18 protein-coding genes are annotated in these 15,436 nt (G+C 63.4%); 9 read left to right on the top strand and 9 right to left on the bottom strand.

Annotated features, from left to right (window positions below):
* Positions 1-12: 12 nt before the first annotated feature.
* The 5 genes from AC56LU_RS14210 (at position 13) to AC56LU_RS14190 (ending at position 3,625) form a co-directional block, all read left to right on the top strand.
* On the top strand, positions 13-348 hold the full coding sequence (locus tag AC56LU_RS14210) for a (2Fe-2S) ferredoxin domain-containing protein (protein WP_497176252.1): 336 nt from the start codon (positions 13-15) through the stop codon (positions 346-348).
* 32 nt (positions 349-380) lie between these two features.
* On the top strand, positions 381-1,010 hold the full coding sequence (locus tag AC56LU_RS14205; RefSeq protein WP_497176251.1) for an alpha/beta hydrolase: 630 nt from the start codon (positions 381-383) through the stop codon (positions 1,008-1,010).
* A gap of 112 nt (positions 1,011-1,122) precedes the next feature.
* Positions 1,123-2,268, top strand: coding sequence for a D-alanyl-D-alanine carboxypeptidase family protein (locus AC56LU_RS14200; protein ID WP_497176250.1), 1,146 nt, complete (start codon positions 1,123-1,125; stop codon positions 2,266-2,268).
* A gap of 105 nt (positions 2,269-2,373) precedes the next feature.
* Positions 2,374-3,300: an aldo/keto reductase gene (locus AC56LU_RS14195; protein ID WP_497176249.1), complete on the top strand. Its 927-nt coding sequence runs from the start codon at positions 2,374-2,376 to the stop codon at positions 3,298-3,300.
* 13 nt (positions 3,301-3,313) lie between these two features.
* Positions 3,314-3,625 (top strand): metal-sensitive transcriptional regulator, encoded by a 312-nt coding sequence (locus AC56LU_RS14190; protein WP_497176248.1) that lies wholly within the window; start codon positions 3,314-3,316, stop codon positions 3,623-3,625.
* 4 nt (positions 3,626-3,629) lie between these two features.
* Here the strand turns inward: AC56LU_RS14190 and pssA are convergent, their stop codons facing one another.
* Positions 3,630-4,418 (bottom strand): CDP-diacylglycerol--serine O-phosphatidyltransferase, encoded by a 789-nt coding sequence (gene pssA / locus AC56LU_RS14185; RefSeq protein ID WP_497176247.1) that lies wholly within the window; start codon positions 4,416-4,418, stop codon positions 3,630-3,632.
* A gap of 139 nt (positions 4,419-4,557) precedes the next feature.
* Between pssA and AC56LU_RS14180 the strand changes: the two genes are divergently transcribed.
* Positions 4,558-5,532, top strand: a complete 975-nt coding sequence (locus AC56LU_RS14180) for a CAP domain-containing protein (protein WP_497176246.1) — start codon at positions 4,558-4,560, stop codon at positions 5,530-5,532.
* Complete coding sequence (locus AC56LU_RS14175; protein ID WP_497176245.1) at positions 5,529-6,104, top strand: Hpt domain-containing protein; 576 nt, start codon at positions 5,529-5,531, stop codon at positions 6,102-6,104. The genes AC56LU_RS14180 and AC56LU_RS14175 overlap by 4 nt, the downstream gene beginning before the upstream one ends.
* A 4-nt stretch (positions 6,105-6,108) precedes the next feature.
* Here the strand turns inward: AC56LU_RS14175 and AC56LU_RS14170 are convergent, their stop codons facing one another.
* From AC56LU_RS14170 to rpmH, 8 genes are all read right to left on the bottom strand, one after another.
* The gene (locus tag AC56LU_RS14170) at positions 6,109-6,324 is read right to left on the bottom strand and encodes a hypothetical protein (RefSeq protein ID WP_497176244.1); all 216 of its coding nucleotides are present in this window, start codon (positions 6,322-6,324) and stop codon (positions 6,109-6,111) included.
* Between the two features lie 251 nt (positions 6,325-6,575).
* Positions 6,576-7,151 carry a DUF1439 domain-containing protein gene (locus tag AC56LU_RS14165; protein WP_497176243.1) on the bottom strand — a complete coding sequence of 192 codons (576 nt, stop codon included), beginning with the start codon at positions 7,149-7,151 and terminating at the stop codon, positions 6,576-6,578.
* A gap of 184 nt (positions 7,152-7,335) precedes the next feature.
* Entirely contained in the window at positions 7,336-8,211 is an 876-nt protein-coding gene (locus AC56LU_RS14160; RefSeq protein WP_497176242.1) for a DUF3494 domain-containing protein, read from the bottom strand.
* Positions 8,212-8,399: 188 nt separating this feature from the next.
* Complete coding sequence (mnmE, locus tag AC56LU_RS14155; protein WP_497176241.1) at positions 8,400-9,776, bottom strand: tRNA uridine-5-carboxymethylaminomethyl(34) synthesis GTPase MnmE; 1,377 nt, start codon at positions 9,774-9,776, stop codon at positions 8,400-8,402.
* 72 nt (positions 9,777-9,848) lie between these two features.
* Positions 9,849-11,495, bottom strand: a complete 1,647-nt coding sequence (gene yidC / locus AC56LU_RS14150) for a membrane protein insertase YidC (RefSeq protein WP_497176240.1) — start codon at positions 11,493-11,495, stop codon at positions 9,849-9,851.
* Positions 11,496-11,505: 10 nt separating this feature from the next.
* The gene (yidD, locus tag AC56LU_RS14145) at positions 11,506-11,784 is read right to left on the bottom strand and encodes a membrane protein insertion efficiency factor YidD (RefSeq protein ID WP_497176239.1); all 279 of its coding nucleotides are present in this window, start codon (positions 11,782-11,784) and stop codon (positions 11,506-11,508) included.
* On the bottom strand, positions 11,781-12,203 hold the full coding sequence (gene rnpA / locus AC56LU_RS14140; protein WP_497176238.1) for a ribonuclease P protein component: 423 nt from the start codon (positions 12,201-12,203) through the stop codon (positions 11,781-11,783). The genes yidD and rnpA overlap by 4 nt, the downstream gene beginning before the upstream one ends.
* Positions 12,204-12,233: 30 nt before the next feature.
* Complete coding sequence (rpmH, locus tag AC56LU_RS14135; RefSeq protein ID WP_075796440.1) at positions 12,234-12,368, bottom strand: 50S ribosomal protein L34; 135 nt, start codon at positions 12,366-12,368, stop codon at positions 12,234-12,236.
* A 380-nt stretch (positions 12,369-12,748) separates the two neighbouring features.
* Between rpmH and dnaA the strand changes: the two genes are divergently transcribed.
* Both dnaA and dnaN read left to right on the top strand, forming a co-directional pair.
* Complete coding sequence (gene dnaA, locus AC56LU_RS14130; RefSeq protein WP_497176237.1) at positions 12,749-14,146, top strand: chromosomal replication initiator protein DnaA; 1,398 nt, start codon at positions 12,749-12,751, stop codon at positions 14,144-14,146.
* Positions 14,147-14,254: 108 nt separating this feature from the next.
* A complete protein-coding gene (gene dnaN, locus AC56LU_RS14125; RefSeq protein WP_497176236.1) occupies positions 14,255-15,361 on the top strand; it encodes a DNA polymerase III subunit beta in 1,107 nt (368 codons plus the stop codon).
* Positions 15,362-15,436 lie beyond the last annotated feature (75 nt).

Below are 15,436 nucleotides of genomic sequence, written 5' to 3'. Positions count from 1 at the left end.
GACGAGACCGACATGAGCGATACCAACGACGCACGTCCCTTCTACCAGCACCATGTCTTCTTCTGCATGAACGAACGCGAAGGCAAGGATGCCCGCCAGAGCTGCGGCAAGTGCGGCGCCGAGAAGGCGCAGAAGCATGCCAAGAAGCGCATCAAGGAACTCGGCCTGAGCGGCGAAGGCAAGGTGCGCATCAACCAGTCCGGCTGTCTCGACCGCTGCGAGGAAGGACCGGTACTCGTGGTTTATCCCGAAGGCACCTGGTACACCTACGTCGACACGAGCGACATCGACGACATCATCGACACCCACCTGGTGGGCGGCAAGGTCGTGGAACGCCTGAAAATCTGAACCAGTCCCGAACACGTATTGAACACGCAGTGATGAACAAATACTCGCACAAGTTTACCCTCGACGGCCACGCCGGCAAGATGCAATGCATCCTCGACCTGCCCGAAGGCGCACCGCGCGGCATCGCGCTGGTCGCGCACCCGCACCCGCTGTACGGCGGCACCATGGAAAACAAGGTGGCCCAAACCCTGGCCCGCACCTTCGTGACCCTCGGCTATGCCACGGCGCGCTTCAATTTCCGCGGCGTGGGCGAATCGGAAGGCGTGCACGACGACGGCCGCGGCGAGGTGGACGACATGGACCTCATGTACCGCCACATGACGCAGCAGTATCCGGACCTGCCGGTGGCGCTGTCGGGTTTCTCCTTCGGCACCTTCGTGCAGGCCCAGTTCCAGCAGCGCCTGATTGCCGAGGGCCGCCCGGCCGAGCGCATGGTGCTGGTCGGCACCGCCGCTGGCAAGTGGCCGATGCCGCCGGTGCCCGCCGATACCATCCTGATCCACGGCGAGCTTGACGATACGATCACGCTGCAGGAAGTGTTCGACTGGGCGCGCCCGCTCGACATCCCGGTGACCGTGATCCCGGGCGCCGATCACTTCTTCCACCGCAAGCTCGGCCACATTAAAAATCTTGTCGTAGAAATGTGGCGGCGTGACATTTGATGCCATCGCTGTGCAATAATTAGTCTCTTCTTCCAAGGCAATATCGTGTCAATAAGGTGCGAGCTTGCCTTCTGCACTCCTGCATTGGCATTTTTTACAGACGAACACTCCCATGAAAAAACTGTTAGCGGCCGTCGCCGCCAGCCTGCTGATGGCTTCGGCCAGCGCCCAGACCGTGCCCGCGCCGACCGTCGCCGCCAAGTCGTGGCTGCTGCTCGACGCGACCAGCGGCCAGGTCATCGCAGCCCAAGATCCCCACGCCCGTATCGAACCGGCTTCGCTCACCAAGGTCATGACGGCCTACGTGACCTTCGCCGCGCTGCGCGACAAGCGCCTGACCCTGAACACCATGGTCAACGTCTCCACCCGTGCGTGGAAGGTCGACGCCAGCAGTTCGAAGATGTTCATCGACCCCAAGGTCCCGGTGTCGGTCGACGGCCTGCTGCACGGCCTGATGATCCAGTCGGGTAACGACGCGGCGGTGGCCCTGGCCGAAGCCGTGGCCGGCGACGAAGGCACCTTCGTCACACTGATGAACCGCGAATCCGAGCGCCTCGGCATGAAGAACACGCGCTGGGCCAACCCGCACGGCCTGCCGGACGCGAACAACTACTCCACCGCGAGCGACCTGTCGATCATGGCGGCCAGCGTGATTCGCGACTTCCCGCAGTTCTACAAGATCGACTCGATCAAGCAGTTCACCTATAACAAGATCACCCAGCAGAACCGCAACCGCCTGTTGTGGCTGGACCCGACCGTGGACGGCATGAAGACCGGCCACACCAACTCCTCGGGCTACAGCATGATCGCCTCGGCGCGCCGCCCGAACGGCAACGCCGGCCAGCGCCGCCTGATCTCGGTGGTGCTGGGCACTGCCTCGGATGCGGTGCGCACCCAGGAAAGCCAGAAGCTGCTGAACTGGGGCTTCCAGAACTTCGACACCGTCAAGCTGTATTCGAAGGGCCAGGCGGTATCGACCGTGCCGGTATGGAAGGGCTCGGAAGCGGCCGTGAAGCTCGGCTTCACCCGCGACGTGCTGGTGACCGTGCCGAAGGGCGTGGCGGCCAAGATGAAGCCGGTCCTCGAGCGCAAGGATCCTTTGGTTGCGCCGCTGGCGCGCCATGCGCAGGTCGGCACCCTGAAGATGATGGTCGACGGCAAACCGCTGATCGCGCTGCCGGTGGTGGCGCTGGACGAGGTGCAGGAAGCGAGCATCTTCGGACGCGCATGGGATTCGATGCGTTTGTGGATGCAGTGATCTTCTGATCGCTCCTCTAAAGCCCGTCCGTGCGCAAGCCGGACGGGCTTTTGTTTTTCCGCGCCCCGCTATAATCGTGCAATTCACCCAACAGGATGCTTGCCGATGACCACTTCGCTCCCCGCCGACCTGCACTGCCCGCGCATCGCCACGCGCGAAGGCGGCCTCGAACTCTCGCGTGTCGTGGCCGGCATGTGGCGCATGAACGAATGGGGCATGGCGGTCGAAGAGCGGGTGGCCTTCATCGAGCGCTGCATCGCGCTTGGCGTCACGTCCTTCGACCACGCCGACATCTACGGCGACTACGGCGTCGAAGGGGTGTTCGGCGAAGCCCTGCGCGCCCAGCCTTCGCTGCGCGGACGCATCGAGCTGGTGAGCAAGTGCGGCATCAAGCTGGTGTCCGAAAAACGCCCGCAGCACGGCATCCAGCACTACGACACCACGGCCGCCCACATCATCGCCTCAAGCGAGGAATCGCTGCGCCAGCTTGGGACGGATCACCTCGACCTGCTGCTGATCCACCGTCCCGACCCGCTGATGGATTTCGACGAGATCGCCGAAGCCTTCACCCGCCTGCAGGCGGCCGGCAAGGTACGCCACGTGGGCGTGTCGAACTTCACGCGCCACCAGTTCGAATGCCTGAACCGGCGCGTGGCGCTGAGCACCAACCAGGTTGAGTTCTCGCCAATGGTCACCGACCCGATGTTCGACCAGACCTTCGACGGCATGCAGGACCTGCGCATCGCGCCGATGGTCTGGTCACCGCTGGGCGGCGGGCGCCTGTTCACCTCGAGCGACGCCCGCGCCGTCGAGGTCCGCAGGGTCATCGGCGAGATCGCCGACCGCATGCAGAAGCCTTTCGCCAGCGTGTTGTTCGCCTGGATCATGGGGCTGCCGAGCCGCCCGATCCCGCTGACGGGCACCGGCCGCTTCGATGCGATCCGTGAAGCCGTACTTGGCGCTACCTTCAGGCTCGCGCGGGACGACTGGTTCCGCATCCTGCGCGCCGCACGCGGGCACGAAGTGGCGTGACGGTCAACAGACCATGGCCGACAGCCCGCTGAAGATCGTGGAAGGCAGCGCCCTCACCGCGCAGCAGAAGAAAGACCTGCTGAACCGGCTCGCGCGCATCGAAGGCCAGCTGCGCGGGGTACAGAAGCTGATCGCGCTGGCGGCGGAGCCGTCGGACGTGGATGCCGTGGCCCAGCAGATGGCGGCGGCGCGCAAGGCGCTCGACCGCTCCTTCGTGCAGCTGCTGGTGGGCGCGGTCCAGACCCAAACCGGCAATGCCGCCGACCTCGAGGAAGCTAAAACGCGCGCCGCCCACCTGGCGGCAATGCTCGACAAGTTTGCGTGAACCCTCAGTCCTCGTAGACCACCGGCGGTGCGATCCCGCGCCAGCCGGTGCGCCACGCCAGGTTGAGCAACAGGGTCGCGCACACGTACACCAGGAAGAACAGCACGAAGAAACGCGTCTGCAAAACCGCCAGCAGCACCGCGCATACGGCCAGCAGCACCAGCATCACCTTGCCGCGCGGGTGCTTCGAGCTGGGGAAGCGGATGGTCGACACCATCAGCGTGCCGACCGCGATCATCAGCGCCATGATCGCGAAGCACTGCGCCATGGTGGTGGCAGGATCGGGCCAGGCCACCACCACCGAGGCCACGCAGGCCGCACCGGCCGTGATCGGCATGCCGACGAAGTAGCGCGGGTCGGTGCGGCCCACCATGACGTTGAAACGCGCCAGTCGCAGCGCGCCGCAGGTGACGAAGATGAAACAGGCCAGGCCGCCCATGCGCACCAGGGTCGGATGCGCGGCATTCATCTGCGCGAAGCCGTAGCAATACAACAAGAGCCCGGGCGCGCAGCCGAAGTTCATCACGTCGGCGATCGAATCGAGCTGCACGCCGAAACTCGATTGCGTCTTGGTGATGCGCGCCACGAAGCCGTCGAGCGCATCGAACACCCCGGCCAGCACCAGCAGGATCGCCGCCAGGCGGTAATCGGCCGGCGCGCCGACGTGGGCGTTGTCCACCGAAATGACGATGCTGCCGAAGCCGCAGGCGATCGACAGCAGCGTCACGAAACTGGGCAGGGCGAACTTGGCGCGCGCAAGGCGCTGGCGGTTGGTGGGCGTAGGTTGGGACACGGCTGGCTCGGTTATAGGTTCGATAAGCCTATTCTACAGGAGCGAAATAAGCGGTCCGCCGCACAACATGACGCAAGGCATTTGCCTCGTTTTGCTCTAGAATGTCGGATCGTTTCTCAGTATTGACAGGAGTTGCAATATGAGCTATATGCCACGCTGGCGATCCCTTATCGCCCTGCTGACGGCCGCGTCGACCCTGGCCGCGTGCGGCGGCGGCGGCGGCGACAACACGGCCGCTGCGTCCCCGGCCGGAGTGACCCCGCCGCTCGGGACCCCGGCCGGCACCCCTGCCGGCACCCCGGAAGCCGGTCCGGTGGCGACCAACAACATCGCGGTCGATGGGCGCAACTGGATCAACTACCGCCGCGCCCAGGCCGGCGTGCCGACCGTGACCGAAAACGCGCAGATCAACATTGCAGCGCTGGGCCACTCCGAATACCTGCGCACCAATAACCTGATGAGCCACGACCAGAAGCCGGGCACCCCGGGCTTCACCGGCGCCACGCTCCTGGACCGCCTGAACGCGGCCGGCTACACCATCCCGGCCACGGGCTTTGCCTATGGCGAAGTGATTTCCGGCGCCACCAACGGCAGCGGCTTCTACATGGCCGAAGAACTGATCACCGCGATCTACCACCGCTTCGTGATGTTCGAGCCGAAGTTCCGGGAAATCGGCACCGGCGCCGCGACCTCCGCGAGCCGGTATAACTACTTCACCGCCGATTTCGCGACGCGTGGCGGCTTCGGGCCCGGCATCGCCGCCAACAGCGTCGTGATCTGGCCGTTCAGCGGCCAGACCGGCGTGACGCCGAACTTCTACAGCGACAGCGAGGAACCGGATCCGGTCCCGAACATCAACAACGTGGGCTACCCGATCAGCGTGCACGCCAACATCGATTCCACGGTGGCGATGCAGACCTTCACGGTGCGTCCACGCGGCGGCGCCAACCTGCCGGTGCAGGTCGTGAATTCGTCGGCCACGGCAGCGGAGCGCACCGCCATCGCGATCGTCCCGCTGGCGCCGCTGGCCGCGGCCACCACCTATGAGGTCAGCTTCTCCGGCACGGTCAACGGCAGCCCGGTGACCCGGGACTGGTCGTTCACCACACGGTGAGCCTGGACACCGCCGCCGGCCTGGACCGGATGATGGGCGACCGCGCGATGTACCTGCGCGTGCTCACCCGTTTCCGTTCCGACTACGCCGACAACGTGCTGCGCCTGCGCGCCGCGCTCGCCGCCGGCGACGCCCTGCTTGCGCACCGCATCGCCCACACGCTGAAAGGCGCGGCGGCGATGATCGAGGCGCGCGGCCTGCGCGCCCTGGCGGTGGACATGGAACAGCTGCTGCGCGCGGGTGCGCCAGCCGACAGGCGGCTGCTCGCGCAGCTGATCGATCGGCTGGAAACGGAACTGGCCCGGGTGATGGTGCAGGTCGATATGCTGCTGACGGCGCCGAAAACGGCAACGGCGCTTGCCGTGGCAAGTGAGACCGCGCTGCGCGAGGACGATCTGGCACGGCTGGGCGCCCTGCTCGATCTGGGCGACAGCGGCGCGCAGGATTTCATCGCGGAGAAGCGCAGCGGGCTGCACACCCGCCTGGGTGCGCCGCGCATGGCGGAACTGGAGTCGGCGGTGGCCGCATTCGATTACGAACGGGCCTTGCGGGTATTAAAACACCTGGCTTGAACGCCTAGCGTGTGAACTCGGCTTCCTCGTCGAACGAGTCGGCGCAGCCCTTGCCGCAGAAGCGGCGCACGCTGTCGAGCGGTTTCTCGCAGTACCAGCAGGACCCCTTCGCAGGCAGGCTCGCGCGCGATGGCATCCCTGGGGTCGCTATAGCGACCGCGGCAAGCACCGGCTCGGCAGCCAGGCCACTGTCCGGATACGTTTCCTGTGTCGTTTCCAAGATCCACCCCCTACACGACGGTCTGAAGTCCAACCAAGATTACTTCAGCGGAACATCGTGCCCATGAGAAACCTCAAACCCGAATCGTGGCAGGTTCGCGCCACGGCAGTTCAGTGCAATTCCACACCATTTAGTGTGCGCCGAATGAACTGGCTCTGCAATCTCGGAATGCCGATTCAACTTGCGAACAACATTTCCTTCACGGACCTGCGCTGTATTCTGCCAATTTTTTGTACCTACGCAACTGCACGCTACTTCACCGGTTCGAGCGTCACCAGCAAGCCGGAACGTGTGGTTTCGATCCGTGTCGGGATGTACTGGACGCCGGCATAGCGCAGGTCGGCCATGTCGAAGGAATAGACCGGCGTGCCGCGCACGACGGTGTCGATCAGGGAATTGGCCACGCGCGTAAGCTGGCGTTCGGCCTCGGGATTGGCGCCGAGCGTGAGGCGCTCGACGCGCGGCTCGGCCATCATCACGGCGGGGCGGCCCGGGTCGACGTAGAGGCGGCCCGAGAAGGCCAGGCCGCCGCGCCATGCGTCGCGCGCGAAGGGCGGAGAGACCGAGGCGTCCAGCGCCACCGCCACGCGGTCGCTTTCCGGCTCGATCGACAGCACCGGACGCTGCAGGCGGACATTGAACAGGCCCATCAGCGGATGATTGAGCGGGAAGCGGCGCTCGAGGCCGGCCTGCAGCTTGTGCAGGGGGAGTTCGACCTTGCGCGGGCCGCTCAGGCTGGCGCAAGAGGACAACAGGGCGCAGGCGGCCAGCGCCAGTCCTGCGTTGGCCAGCCGGCGCTGCCGGCTGAAGCCTTGCGTGATCGTCATCTTCCTGCCTCCTGTTCAGTCTGTTGGGCGAAGCCTAGCATGACGTGAGCGGTGGCGCAGTGACGATTCTATTTGCCGATACAGAAAATAGAGAAAGCGCGTGAAGGCAGAGCAGGTGCGACTTTCTCATTCACGAGGCGACGGCGAACCTTGACAGGCAATCCGCACGCACGATCTCATGTTTTCATGCCGTGAGTGCTTTCGCCCCCACACGCCGTCTGGTCCGCAGCACCCCGACTGCGCACAGTCCGAGTCCGAACAACGCGAGGCTCGCCGGTTCCGGTACCTCGCCCGTTGGCACGGCTGCTACGCCAAAGCCGCTGAACCCGCCGCTGCCGTAGTCATTCGCCACGTTCGTCGAAGCGTAGGCATTGCAGTCGTTGGAGATGGTATTGCCGATCATCGTGACCGCCGCCGTCAGTGCAAGCGCCCGTCCGCAGGCGATGCTTGCAGCCGAATCAAAGCTCACGCTTTGCTGGGCCAGAATATTTCCTGCAAAAACTGCATCCGCCCCGAGGGTGGCCGAACTGCCGACCTGGAAGTAGATCCCGTTACTGCTGGTTCCGTTGATCACGTTGACGATCGAATTCGCCCCGGTAACAAGCGTGCTTCCGATCTGAAAGATGACGACGCCGTTCGGGTCGTTAGCAAAATCGATGGTCATGTCACCGGTCAGCGAGGCCGATGAAGAAAAGCTATAAATACCTGACTTGAAGAGGCCGACGGTACCGAGATCCTGGCCGCTCAGGTCGATACCGCCAGTCAAGGCGGCAAGGCGGTTGTAGGCGGAGCGAGCATCGGACCGCGCCTGGGCGGCGATGGCGTCCGTCTCGTGGATTGTGCCACCCGAAGCGAATGTGATGCTCTCCCTACCGGTAATCGACGAACCGGATGACACACCAAGCTTGCCATGCAAGGTGGTCGCACCCGTATTCGTTACCGACTCAGCCCCGAGAACGGCAAATTGCTGTGCTCCCCCGAGGAAGGGTATCACCTCAGCGCTCGCGGAACCACAGATCAGTGCCAGCATCATCGGCAAAATCAATTTTTTCGTATTCATGCATTTTTCTCCAAGTCGTTTTCTTACGGATGCGATAAGACGTCACATGTTGCCTAAGCGACACTTGAAGAATAATTGCATTTATTACAATTACTATATCATATAAACAATTTTTATGTACATTATTTCAACAACATTTGGGCAAACTTCAAACCTTCTTTTCAAGACCATTCGCTGAAGTCACTATGTTATTTACCGATGCAGAACCTGCTGAAGATCACCCCCAGCAAATCGTCCGGCGTGAATTGCCCGGTGATGCTGGACAGCTGGTCCTGCGCCAGGCGCAGCTCCTCGGCGAACAGGTCGAGCGACTGGTCGTCCTGCAGTGCGTGCTGGCGCGCCAGCTCCAGGTGCTCGCGGGCGGCGCGCAGCGCGATCAGGTGGCGTTCGCGCGCCAGGTACAGCGACTCGCCGGTCTGCTGCCAGCCGGCGATGCGCAGCAGCTCGGCGCGCAGCAGGTCGATGCCGAGCTTCTCGTGGGCCGACAGGTACAGGTGGGTCGCGTCGGGCGAGACATCCATCGACGGCTTGTGGCCCGACAGGTCGATCTTGTTCCAGATGCGCACCACCGGCACGCCCTGCGGAAAGGCGGCGACGATCTTTTCGTCCTCAAGGCTCGGGCCCAGGTTGGCGTCGAGCAGGTGCAGGATCACGTCGGCCTTGCCAACTTCGCCCCAGGTGCGCTCGATGCCGATGCGCTCCACGACATCGATGCCCTCGTCGGTGCGGATGCCGGCGGTGTCGATGATGTTGAGCGGGATGCCTTCGATCTGGATGGTCTCGGTAACCTTGTCGCGCGTGGTGCCGGCGATCGGCGTGACGATCGCCACGTCCGCCCCTGCCAGCGCGTTGAGCAGCGACGACTTGCCGACGTTGGGCTGGCCCACCAGCACCACGTTCAGGCCTTCGCGCAGCAAAGCGCCTTGCGCCGCCTGGCGGAACACGTTTTCCAGCGCCTCGATGATGCCGGCCAGCTGGCCGCGCGCGTTCGATTTTTCGAGGAAGTCGATTTCTTCTTCCGGGAAGTCCAGCGTCGCCTCGACCAGCATGCGCAAATGGATGGTCTGGTCGACCAGCCGGTGCACGACTTGCGAGAAGGCGCCGGACAGCGACTGCGAGGCGGATTTCGCCGCCGCTTCGGTGGAGGCGTCGATCAGGTCGGCCACCGCCTCGGCCTGTGCCAGGTCCAGCTTGTCGTTCAGGAAGGCGCGGCGGGTGAACTCACCCGGCTCCGCGAGCCGCAGGCCAAGCGCGGCCCCAGCTTCCAGCACCCGCGCGAGCAGCATCTGCAGCACGACCGGGCCGCCGTGGCCCTGCAGTTCGAGCACGTCTTCGCCGGTGTACGAATGCGGCCCCTGGAAGACCATGGCGATACCCTGGTCGATCACGTCGCCGTTGGCGGCCTTGAACGGGATGTAGGTGGCGTGGCGGGGCTTCAGCGTCACGCCGGGGAACAGGGCGTCGATCAGGCCTGCCAGCGATTTGCCGGAGGCGCGCACGACGCCGATGCCGCCGCGGCCGGGGGCAGTGGCAATCGCTGCGATGGGGGAGGTGTCGAGTTTCATGGGGGGATTGTAAGGGATGCGAACGTAAAAAAGCCCGCGACCGGCGCGGGCTTTTGAAATGACACGGAAGGCTTATTTTGCCGGCGCGGCCGTTTCGAACTTCTTGGTAATGACCCACTGCTGCGCGATCGACAGGATATTGTTGACCACCCAGTACAGCACCAGTCCCGACGGGAAGAAGAAGAACACCACCGAGAAGGCCAGCGGCATGAACAGCATCATCTTCGCCTGCATCGGGTCGGTCGGCTGCGGGTTCAGCTTGGTGGTGATATACATCGACACCGCGTAGATGACCGGCAGGATGAAGTACGGGTCGGGCTGGGTCAGGTCCTGGATCCACAGGATCCACGGCGCGCCGCGCATCTCGACCGACGCCTGCAGCACCCAGTACAGGGCGAAGAACACCGGCATCTGCACCAGGATCGGCAGGCAGCCGCCCAGCGGGTTGATCTTCTCGGTCTTGTACAGCTCCATGGTGGCCTGCTGCATCTTCTGCGGGTCGTTCTTGTAGCGCTCGCGGATCGCCTGCATCTTTGGCGTCACGACGCGCATCTTGGCCATGCTGCGGTAGCCGGCCGCCGACAGCGGGAAGAAGGCCAGCTTGATCAGCACGGTCAGCGCGACGATGGTCCAGCCCCAGTTGCCCAGCATCGAGTGCAGGTGGGTCATCACCCAGAAGATCGGCTTGGCGATGATGGTCAGCATGCCGTAGTCCTTGACCAGCTCCAGGCCCGGGGCGATGGTTTCCAGGGTCTGCTCGTCCTGCGGGCCCGAGTACAGGCGGGTGTCGTTCGACACGGTGGCGCCCGGCGCGACGGTGCCCAGCGGCTGCACGGTGCCGATGGCGTACAGGTTGGTCGCGATCTTCTTGGTGAAGATTTCGCGCTGCGCCTTGTCGGCCGGGATGAAGGCCGACACGAAGAAGTGCTGCGAGATCGCGATCCAGCCATTGTTGGCCTTCTTCGAATGCTGGGCGCTGCCGTCTTCGAGCTCTTCGAAGGTCAGCTTCTGGTACTTGTCTTCCTCGGTGTACAGGGTCGGGCCGGTGTAGCTCGGCATGAAGAAGGAGTCGGTCGGCGGCTTGTTGCCGTCGTGCTGCAGCTGCAGGTACAGCGATGGGGTCACCGGCGCCGCGGTCAGGTTGGTGACATCGTGGCGGATGCCGATGGTGTAGTCGCCCTTGCGGAAGGTGAAGGTCTTGGTCAGGCGCACGCCGCCCTGCTCCGCGTCCAGCACCAGCTGCACGGTGCCGTCGGCGCCGCGCGTGATCGGACGGGCCACGAACGGCGTCGCGTGGTTCGGCATCACGCCGGCCGGGGTCGAGCCGACCAGGCCGGTCTGGCCGAGGTAGGTGTTGTTGCCACTCACGTTGAACAGCACCTTGTTTTTCTTGCTGTCGATCTCGTCGGCGAAGTGCAGCAGCTCGAGGCGCTTGATGACGCCACCGAGGGTGTCGATGTCGGCCTTCACCACGTCGGTGGTGATGGTGATGCGTTGCGTCGCAGGGGCTGCCGGTGCAGCGCCGGGCACGGCGGCGGCGCCAGCCTGGGCAGCGGCCGGCACGTCATTCGGCTTGACCGGCTGCTGCGCCACCTGGGCGGCAGGCGGAGCCGGCGAAAACAGCGACTGTTTACCGTTGGCCACCATCCAGTTGTTCCAGAGAACAATCAGGGAAATGGCGAACACGATCCACAGGACGGTACGTTTATTGAGTTCCATTGGAGTCTAGTCAGGAGTGGTTACAACCGCGAGCGGCTGGTGGAGGTTGCCGATCCTTGCCCGCGTCCGGCGGGAATGCAGGCGGGACGAAGTCGACCCCGCCCGGATTCCACGGATGGCAGCGGCACACGCGGCGCGCGGCCAGCAGCGAGCCGCGGGCGGCGCCGTGCACGCGCAGCGCTTCGATCGCGTAATTGGAGCAGGTCGGGTAAAAACGGCATTTCTGCCCGAGCAGCGGGGACAGCAGCAGCTGGTAGCCGCGAAGGAACCAGACCAGCAGCGTCTTCATGGCGTCGGGGGTGCCGGGATAGGCTCGGCACGGCCAGTCTCGGCACGACGCGGACGCTGCGAGGCGAACAGGCGTGCAAGCTCGACGCGCAGCGCGGCCTTGAGCGCGCGCGTGGTGGCCGGCCCGTCCTTGGCATTCACCGGACGGGATAAGCGTACGATGCAATCGACGGCCTGCAGCTGGCTGGTGCGGAACAATTCGCGCGTGATGCGCTTGATCGTATTGCGGGTGACGGCGCGCGGCGCGAAACGCTTGGCCGCAACGACGCCCAGCCGCGCATGCGGCAGCGTCGTGGGCCGGGTATAGAGCACGAAATGCGCGGATTTTTGTGTCGGCCGCAAACGAAAAACGGATGAAAACTCATCCGTTTTAACGATACGCCGAACGCGCGCGAAGTCGTGCGAACCTTCGCCTGTCATCACCGACCGCGTCGATCTGGTCTAAGGAACTTAGACAGCCAGGCGCTTGCGGCCCTTGGCGCGGCGTGCGTTCAGGACCAGGCGGCCACCACGGGTAGCCATACGTGCGCGGAAGCCGTGCGTGCGCTTGCGACGGACGACGGAAGGTTGGTAAGTACGTTTCATGGTGGTCTCGCTTAAAGCAAAAGAAAGTGCAAAATCGGGTCTGACGTCGCGTCAGGATTCGTCGCCAATGACAGTTCGCAGATGGTTAAGCCAGCGTCACGCCTTAGCAGATACTCAATTTCGACCGGGCCGTGTCGGGCTGACTTTGCAGTTTGACGGAGCACGCGGACGGGGAACCCTGAATTAGACTCGATTTCCGGCCCAGCTGTCAAGGAGGCCGTTGTTTCCGGATCGCTTGCCGATGAGCTCCCCTGCCCGCCTGTGTTGTGCACTGCAATGCTGCAAAAAGCGCGGCTCCAGTTGAAAATAGTGGGACCAACCTGTGGATAACTATCGCCGAGACAGGTAAAATAGCGTGTTACGTATCAACTAGCGAAGTAATGGAAAATTTTTGGCAGACCTGTTCCGCGCAGCTGGAACTCGAGCTGACGCCCCAGCAATACAGTGCGTGGATCAAATCGCTTGTCGTACTCGACTACGAGGACGGCAAGCTGCGCATCGCCGCACCGAACCGCTTCAAGCTTGACTGGGTCAAGACGCAGTTTGCCACGCGCATCACCGAACTCGCCTGCCAGTACTGGGAAGCGCCGGTGGAGGTGCAGTTCGTGCTCGACCCGAAGAACAACCCGGCCAAGAAGCCGGCCAGTTCCGGCGCGTCCACGTCGGGCGGCATGTCGCCGGCCAACCTCGACGCGCCGCGCCAGCCCGAGCCGCCGAGCCAGGGCAACGTGAACATCGCCAACTCGCCCAAGCGCGAGCAGAGCCGGATCAACACCGACCTCACCTTCGACAGCTTCGTCACCGGTAAGGCCAACCAGCTGGCGCGCGCCGCCGCGATCCAGGTGGCCAACAACCCGGGGGTGTCGTACAACCCGCTGTTCTTCTATGGCGGCGTGGGCCTCGGTAAGACCCACCTGATCCATGCGATCGGCAACCAGGTAATGGCCGACAACCCGAACGCGCGCATCCGCTACATCCACGCCGAGCAGTACGTGCGCGACGTCGTCACCGCCTACCAGCGCAAGGGCTTCGACGACTTCAAGCATTACTATCACTCGCTCGACATGCTGCTGATCGACGATATTCAGTTCTTCGGGGGAAAAAGCCGTACGCAGGAAGAGTTCTTCTACGCGTTCGAAGCACTGATCGCGGCCAAGAAGCAGATCATCATCACCTCCGACACCTATCCGAAAGAGATCACTGGCATGGACGACCGCCTGATCTCGCGCTTCGACTCCGGCCTGACGGTGGCGATCGAGCCGCCGGAGCTGGAAATGCGCGTGGCGATCCTGCTGAAAAAGGCGCAGTCCGAAAACGTGACCCTGTCGGACGATGTCGCGTTCTTCGTAGCCAAGCACCTGCGCTCGAACGTGCGCGAACTGGAAGGCGCGCTGCGCAAGATCCTGGCGTACTCGCGCTTCCACGGCAAGGACATCACCATCGACGTGGTGAAAGAAGCGCTGAAAGACCTGCTGTCGGTGCAGAACCGCCAGATCTCGGTGGAGAACATCCAGAAGACGGTTGCGGACTTCTTCAACATCAAGGTCGCGGACATGTACTCGAAGCGCCGGCCGGCGAACATCGCCCGCCCGCGCCAGATCGCCATGTACCTGGCCAAGGAACTGACGCAAAAGAGCCTGCCGGAGATCGGCGAGCTGTTCGGCGGACGCGACCACACCACCGTGCTGCACGCGGTGCGCAAGATCGCGGCGGACCGCCAGAAGAATGCGGAATGCAACCATGAGCTGCACGTGCTGGAGCAGACGCTGAAGGGTTGATTTGCCGGATGGCCGGTGCTGCCGGCCCCCGACATTTGTGTTTGCCTCCGGCAATTGGCAAAATAGAGCGATAGCAATAAATAAATTAATACTTAACTGAGGATATCTATGCAACTGGTCAAAACCACCCGAGACACGCTTCTCCGGCCACTGCAGATCGTGAGCGGTATTGTCGAGCGTCGGCACACTATGCCGATTCTGGCCAATATCCTCATTCGCAAAAACGGCGAAAGCGTCTCGTTCCTCTCGACCGACACCGAAGTGCAGATCACCACGCTCGCCAATATCGGCTCGGGCGACGACGTGACCGGCACCACCGTGGCGGCCCGCAAGCTGCTGGACATCCTGCGCGCGCTGCCGGAGTCGGGCGACGTCACCATGACCCTGCAGAACAAGCGCCTGGCTGTGCAAAGCGGCAAGTCGCGCTTCGCGCTGCAGACCTTGGCAGCCGAAGAATTCCCGACCGTGTCGGTGGCCGACAGCTACAACGCCAGCGTGACCCTGCCGCAGAAGACGCTGAAGCACCTGTTCAACATGGTGCACTTCTCGATGGCCCAGCAGGACATCCGCTACTACCTGAACGGCCTGCTGCTGGTACTGGACGGCCAGAACATCATCGCCGTGGCGACCGACGGCCACCGCCTGGCCTTCTGCCAGGTCGCCACCGAGCAGAGCTTCGAGCGCCAGGAAGTCATCATCCCGCGCAAGACCATCATCGAACTGCAGCGCCTGCTGGAAGAAAGCGACGAAGAAGTGCGCCTGGACATCGCGGCCTCCCAGGTCAAGCTCACCTTCGCCGACATCGAGCTGGTCTCGAAGCTGGTCGAGGGCAAGTTCCCTGACTACACCCGCGTGGTCCCGAAGGGTTACAAGAATGATTTCACGATCAGCCGCGATGAACTGCTGCGCTCGCTGCAGCGCGCCGCGATCATGACCAGCGATAAGTTCAAGGGCGTGCGCTGCATCATCGAGCCGGGCATCATGAAGATCAGCTCGACCAACGCCGACCAGGAAGAAGCAGTCGAAGAACTCGAGATCGACTACGGCGGCGACACCATCGACATCGGTTTCAACGTCACCTACCTGCTCGACGTGCTGAACAACCTGAAGTGCGACCAGGTGAACATCGCACTGGGCGACTCGAATTCGTCGGCACTGATCTCGATTCCCGACAATGGCGACTTCAAGTATGTCGTCATGCCGATGCGTATTTGAACTAAGGAATAGCATTCACCGCCGCGCCGGCCCGTCCTGGTGCGGCGGTAAAGGCTGCCAGCAGCCTGGCTCACC

This window comes from Telluria sp. PB2R4, from assembly GCF_059685695.1.
Note: the sequence above shows the minus strand (reverse complement) of the source record. Positions and strands in the feature narration are given on the sequence as shown.

Coding starts and splice junctions, on each gene's coding strand:
- AC56LU_RS14200 (WP_497176250.1), top strand. CDS start 1,123: ATGAAAAAACTGTTAGCGGCCGTCGCCGCCAGCCTGCTGATGGCTTCG.
- AC56LU_RS14160 (WP_497176242.1), bottom strand. CDS start 8,211: ATGAATACGAAAAAATTGATTTTGCCGATGATGCTGGCACTGATCTGT.
- AC56LU_RS14205 (WP_497176251.1), top strand. CDS start 381: ATGAACAAATACTCGCACAAGTTTACCCTCGACGGCCACGCCGGCAAG.
- AC56LU_RS14210 (WP_497176252.1), top strand. CDS start 13: ATGAGCGATACCAACGACGCACGTCCCTTCTACCAGCACCATGTCTTC.
- dnaN (WP_497176236.1), top strand. CDS start 14,255: ATGCAACTGGTCAAAACCACCCGAGACACGCTTCTCCGGCCACTGCAG.
- mnmE (WP_497176241.1), bottom strand. CDS start 9,776: ATGAAACTCGACACCTCCCCCATCGCAGCGATTGCCACTGCCCCCGGC.
- AC56LU_RS14165 (WP_497176243.1), bottom strand. CDS start 7,151: ATGACGATCACGCAAGGCTTCAGCCGGCAGCGCCGGCTGGCCAACGCA.
- AC56LU_RS14190 (WP_497176248.1), top strand. CDS start 3,314: ATGGCCGACAGCCCGCTGAAGATCGTGGAAGGCAGCGCCCTCACCGCG.
- yidC (WP_497176240.1), bottom strand. CDS start 11,495: ATGGAACTCAATAAACGTACCGTCCTGTGGATCGTGTTCGCCATTTCC.
- AC56LU_RS14195 (WP_497176249.1), top strand. CDS start 2,374: ATGACCACTTCGCTCCCCGCCGACCTGCACTGCCCGCGCATCGCCACG.
- AC56LU_RS14180 (WP_497176246.1), top strand. CDS start 4,558: ATGAGCTATATGCCACGCTGGCGATCCCTTATCGCCCTGCTGACGGCC.
- dnaA (WP_497176237.1), top strand. CDS start 12,749: ATGGAAAATTTTTGGCAGACCTGTTCCGCGCAGCTGGAACTCGAGCTG.
- rpmH (WP_075796440.1), bottom strand. CDS start 12,368: ATGAAACGTACTTACCAACCTTCCGTCGTCCGTCGCAAGCGCACGCAC.
- rnpA (WP_497176238.1), bottom strand. CDS start 12,203: ATGACAGGCGAAGGTTCGCACGACTTCGCGCGCGTTCGGCGTATCGTT.
- yidD (WP_497176239.1), bottom strand. CDS start 11,784: ATGAAGACGCTGCTGGTCTGGTTCCTTCGCGGCTACCAGCTGCTGCTG.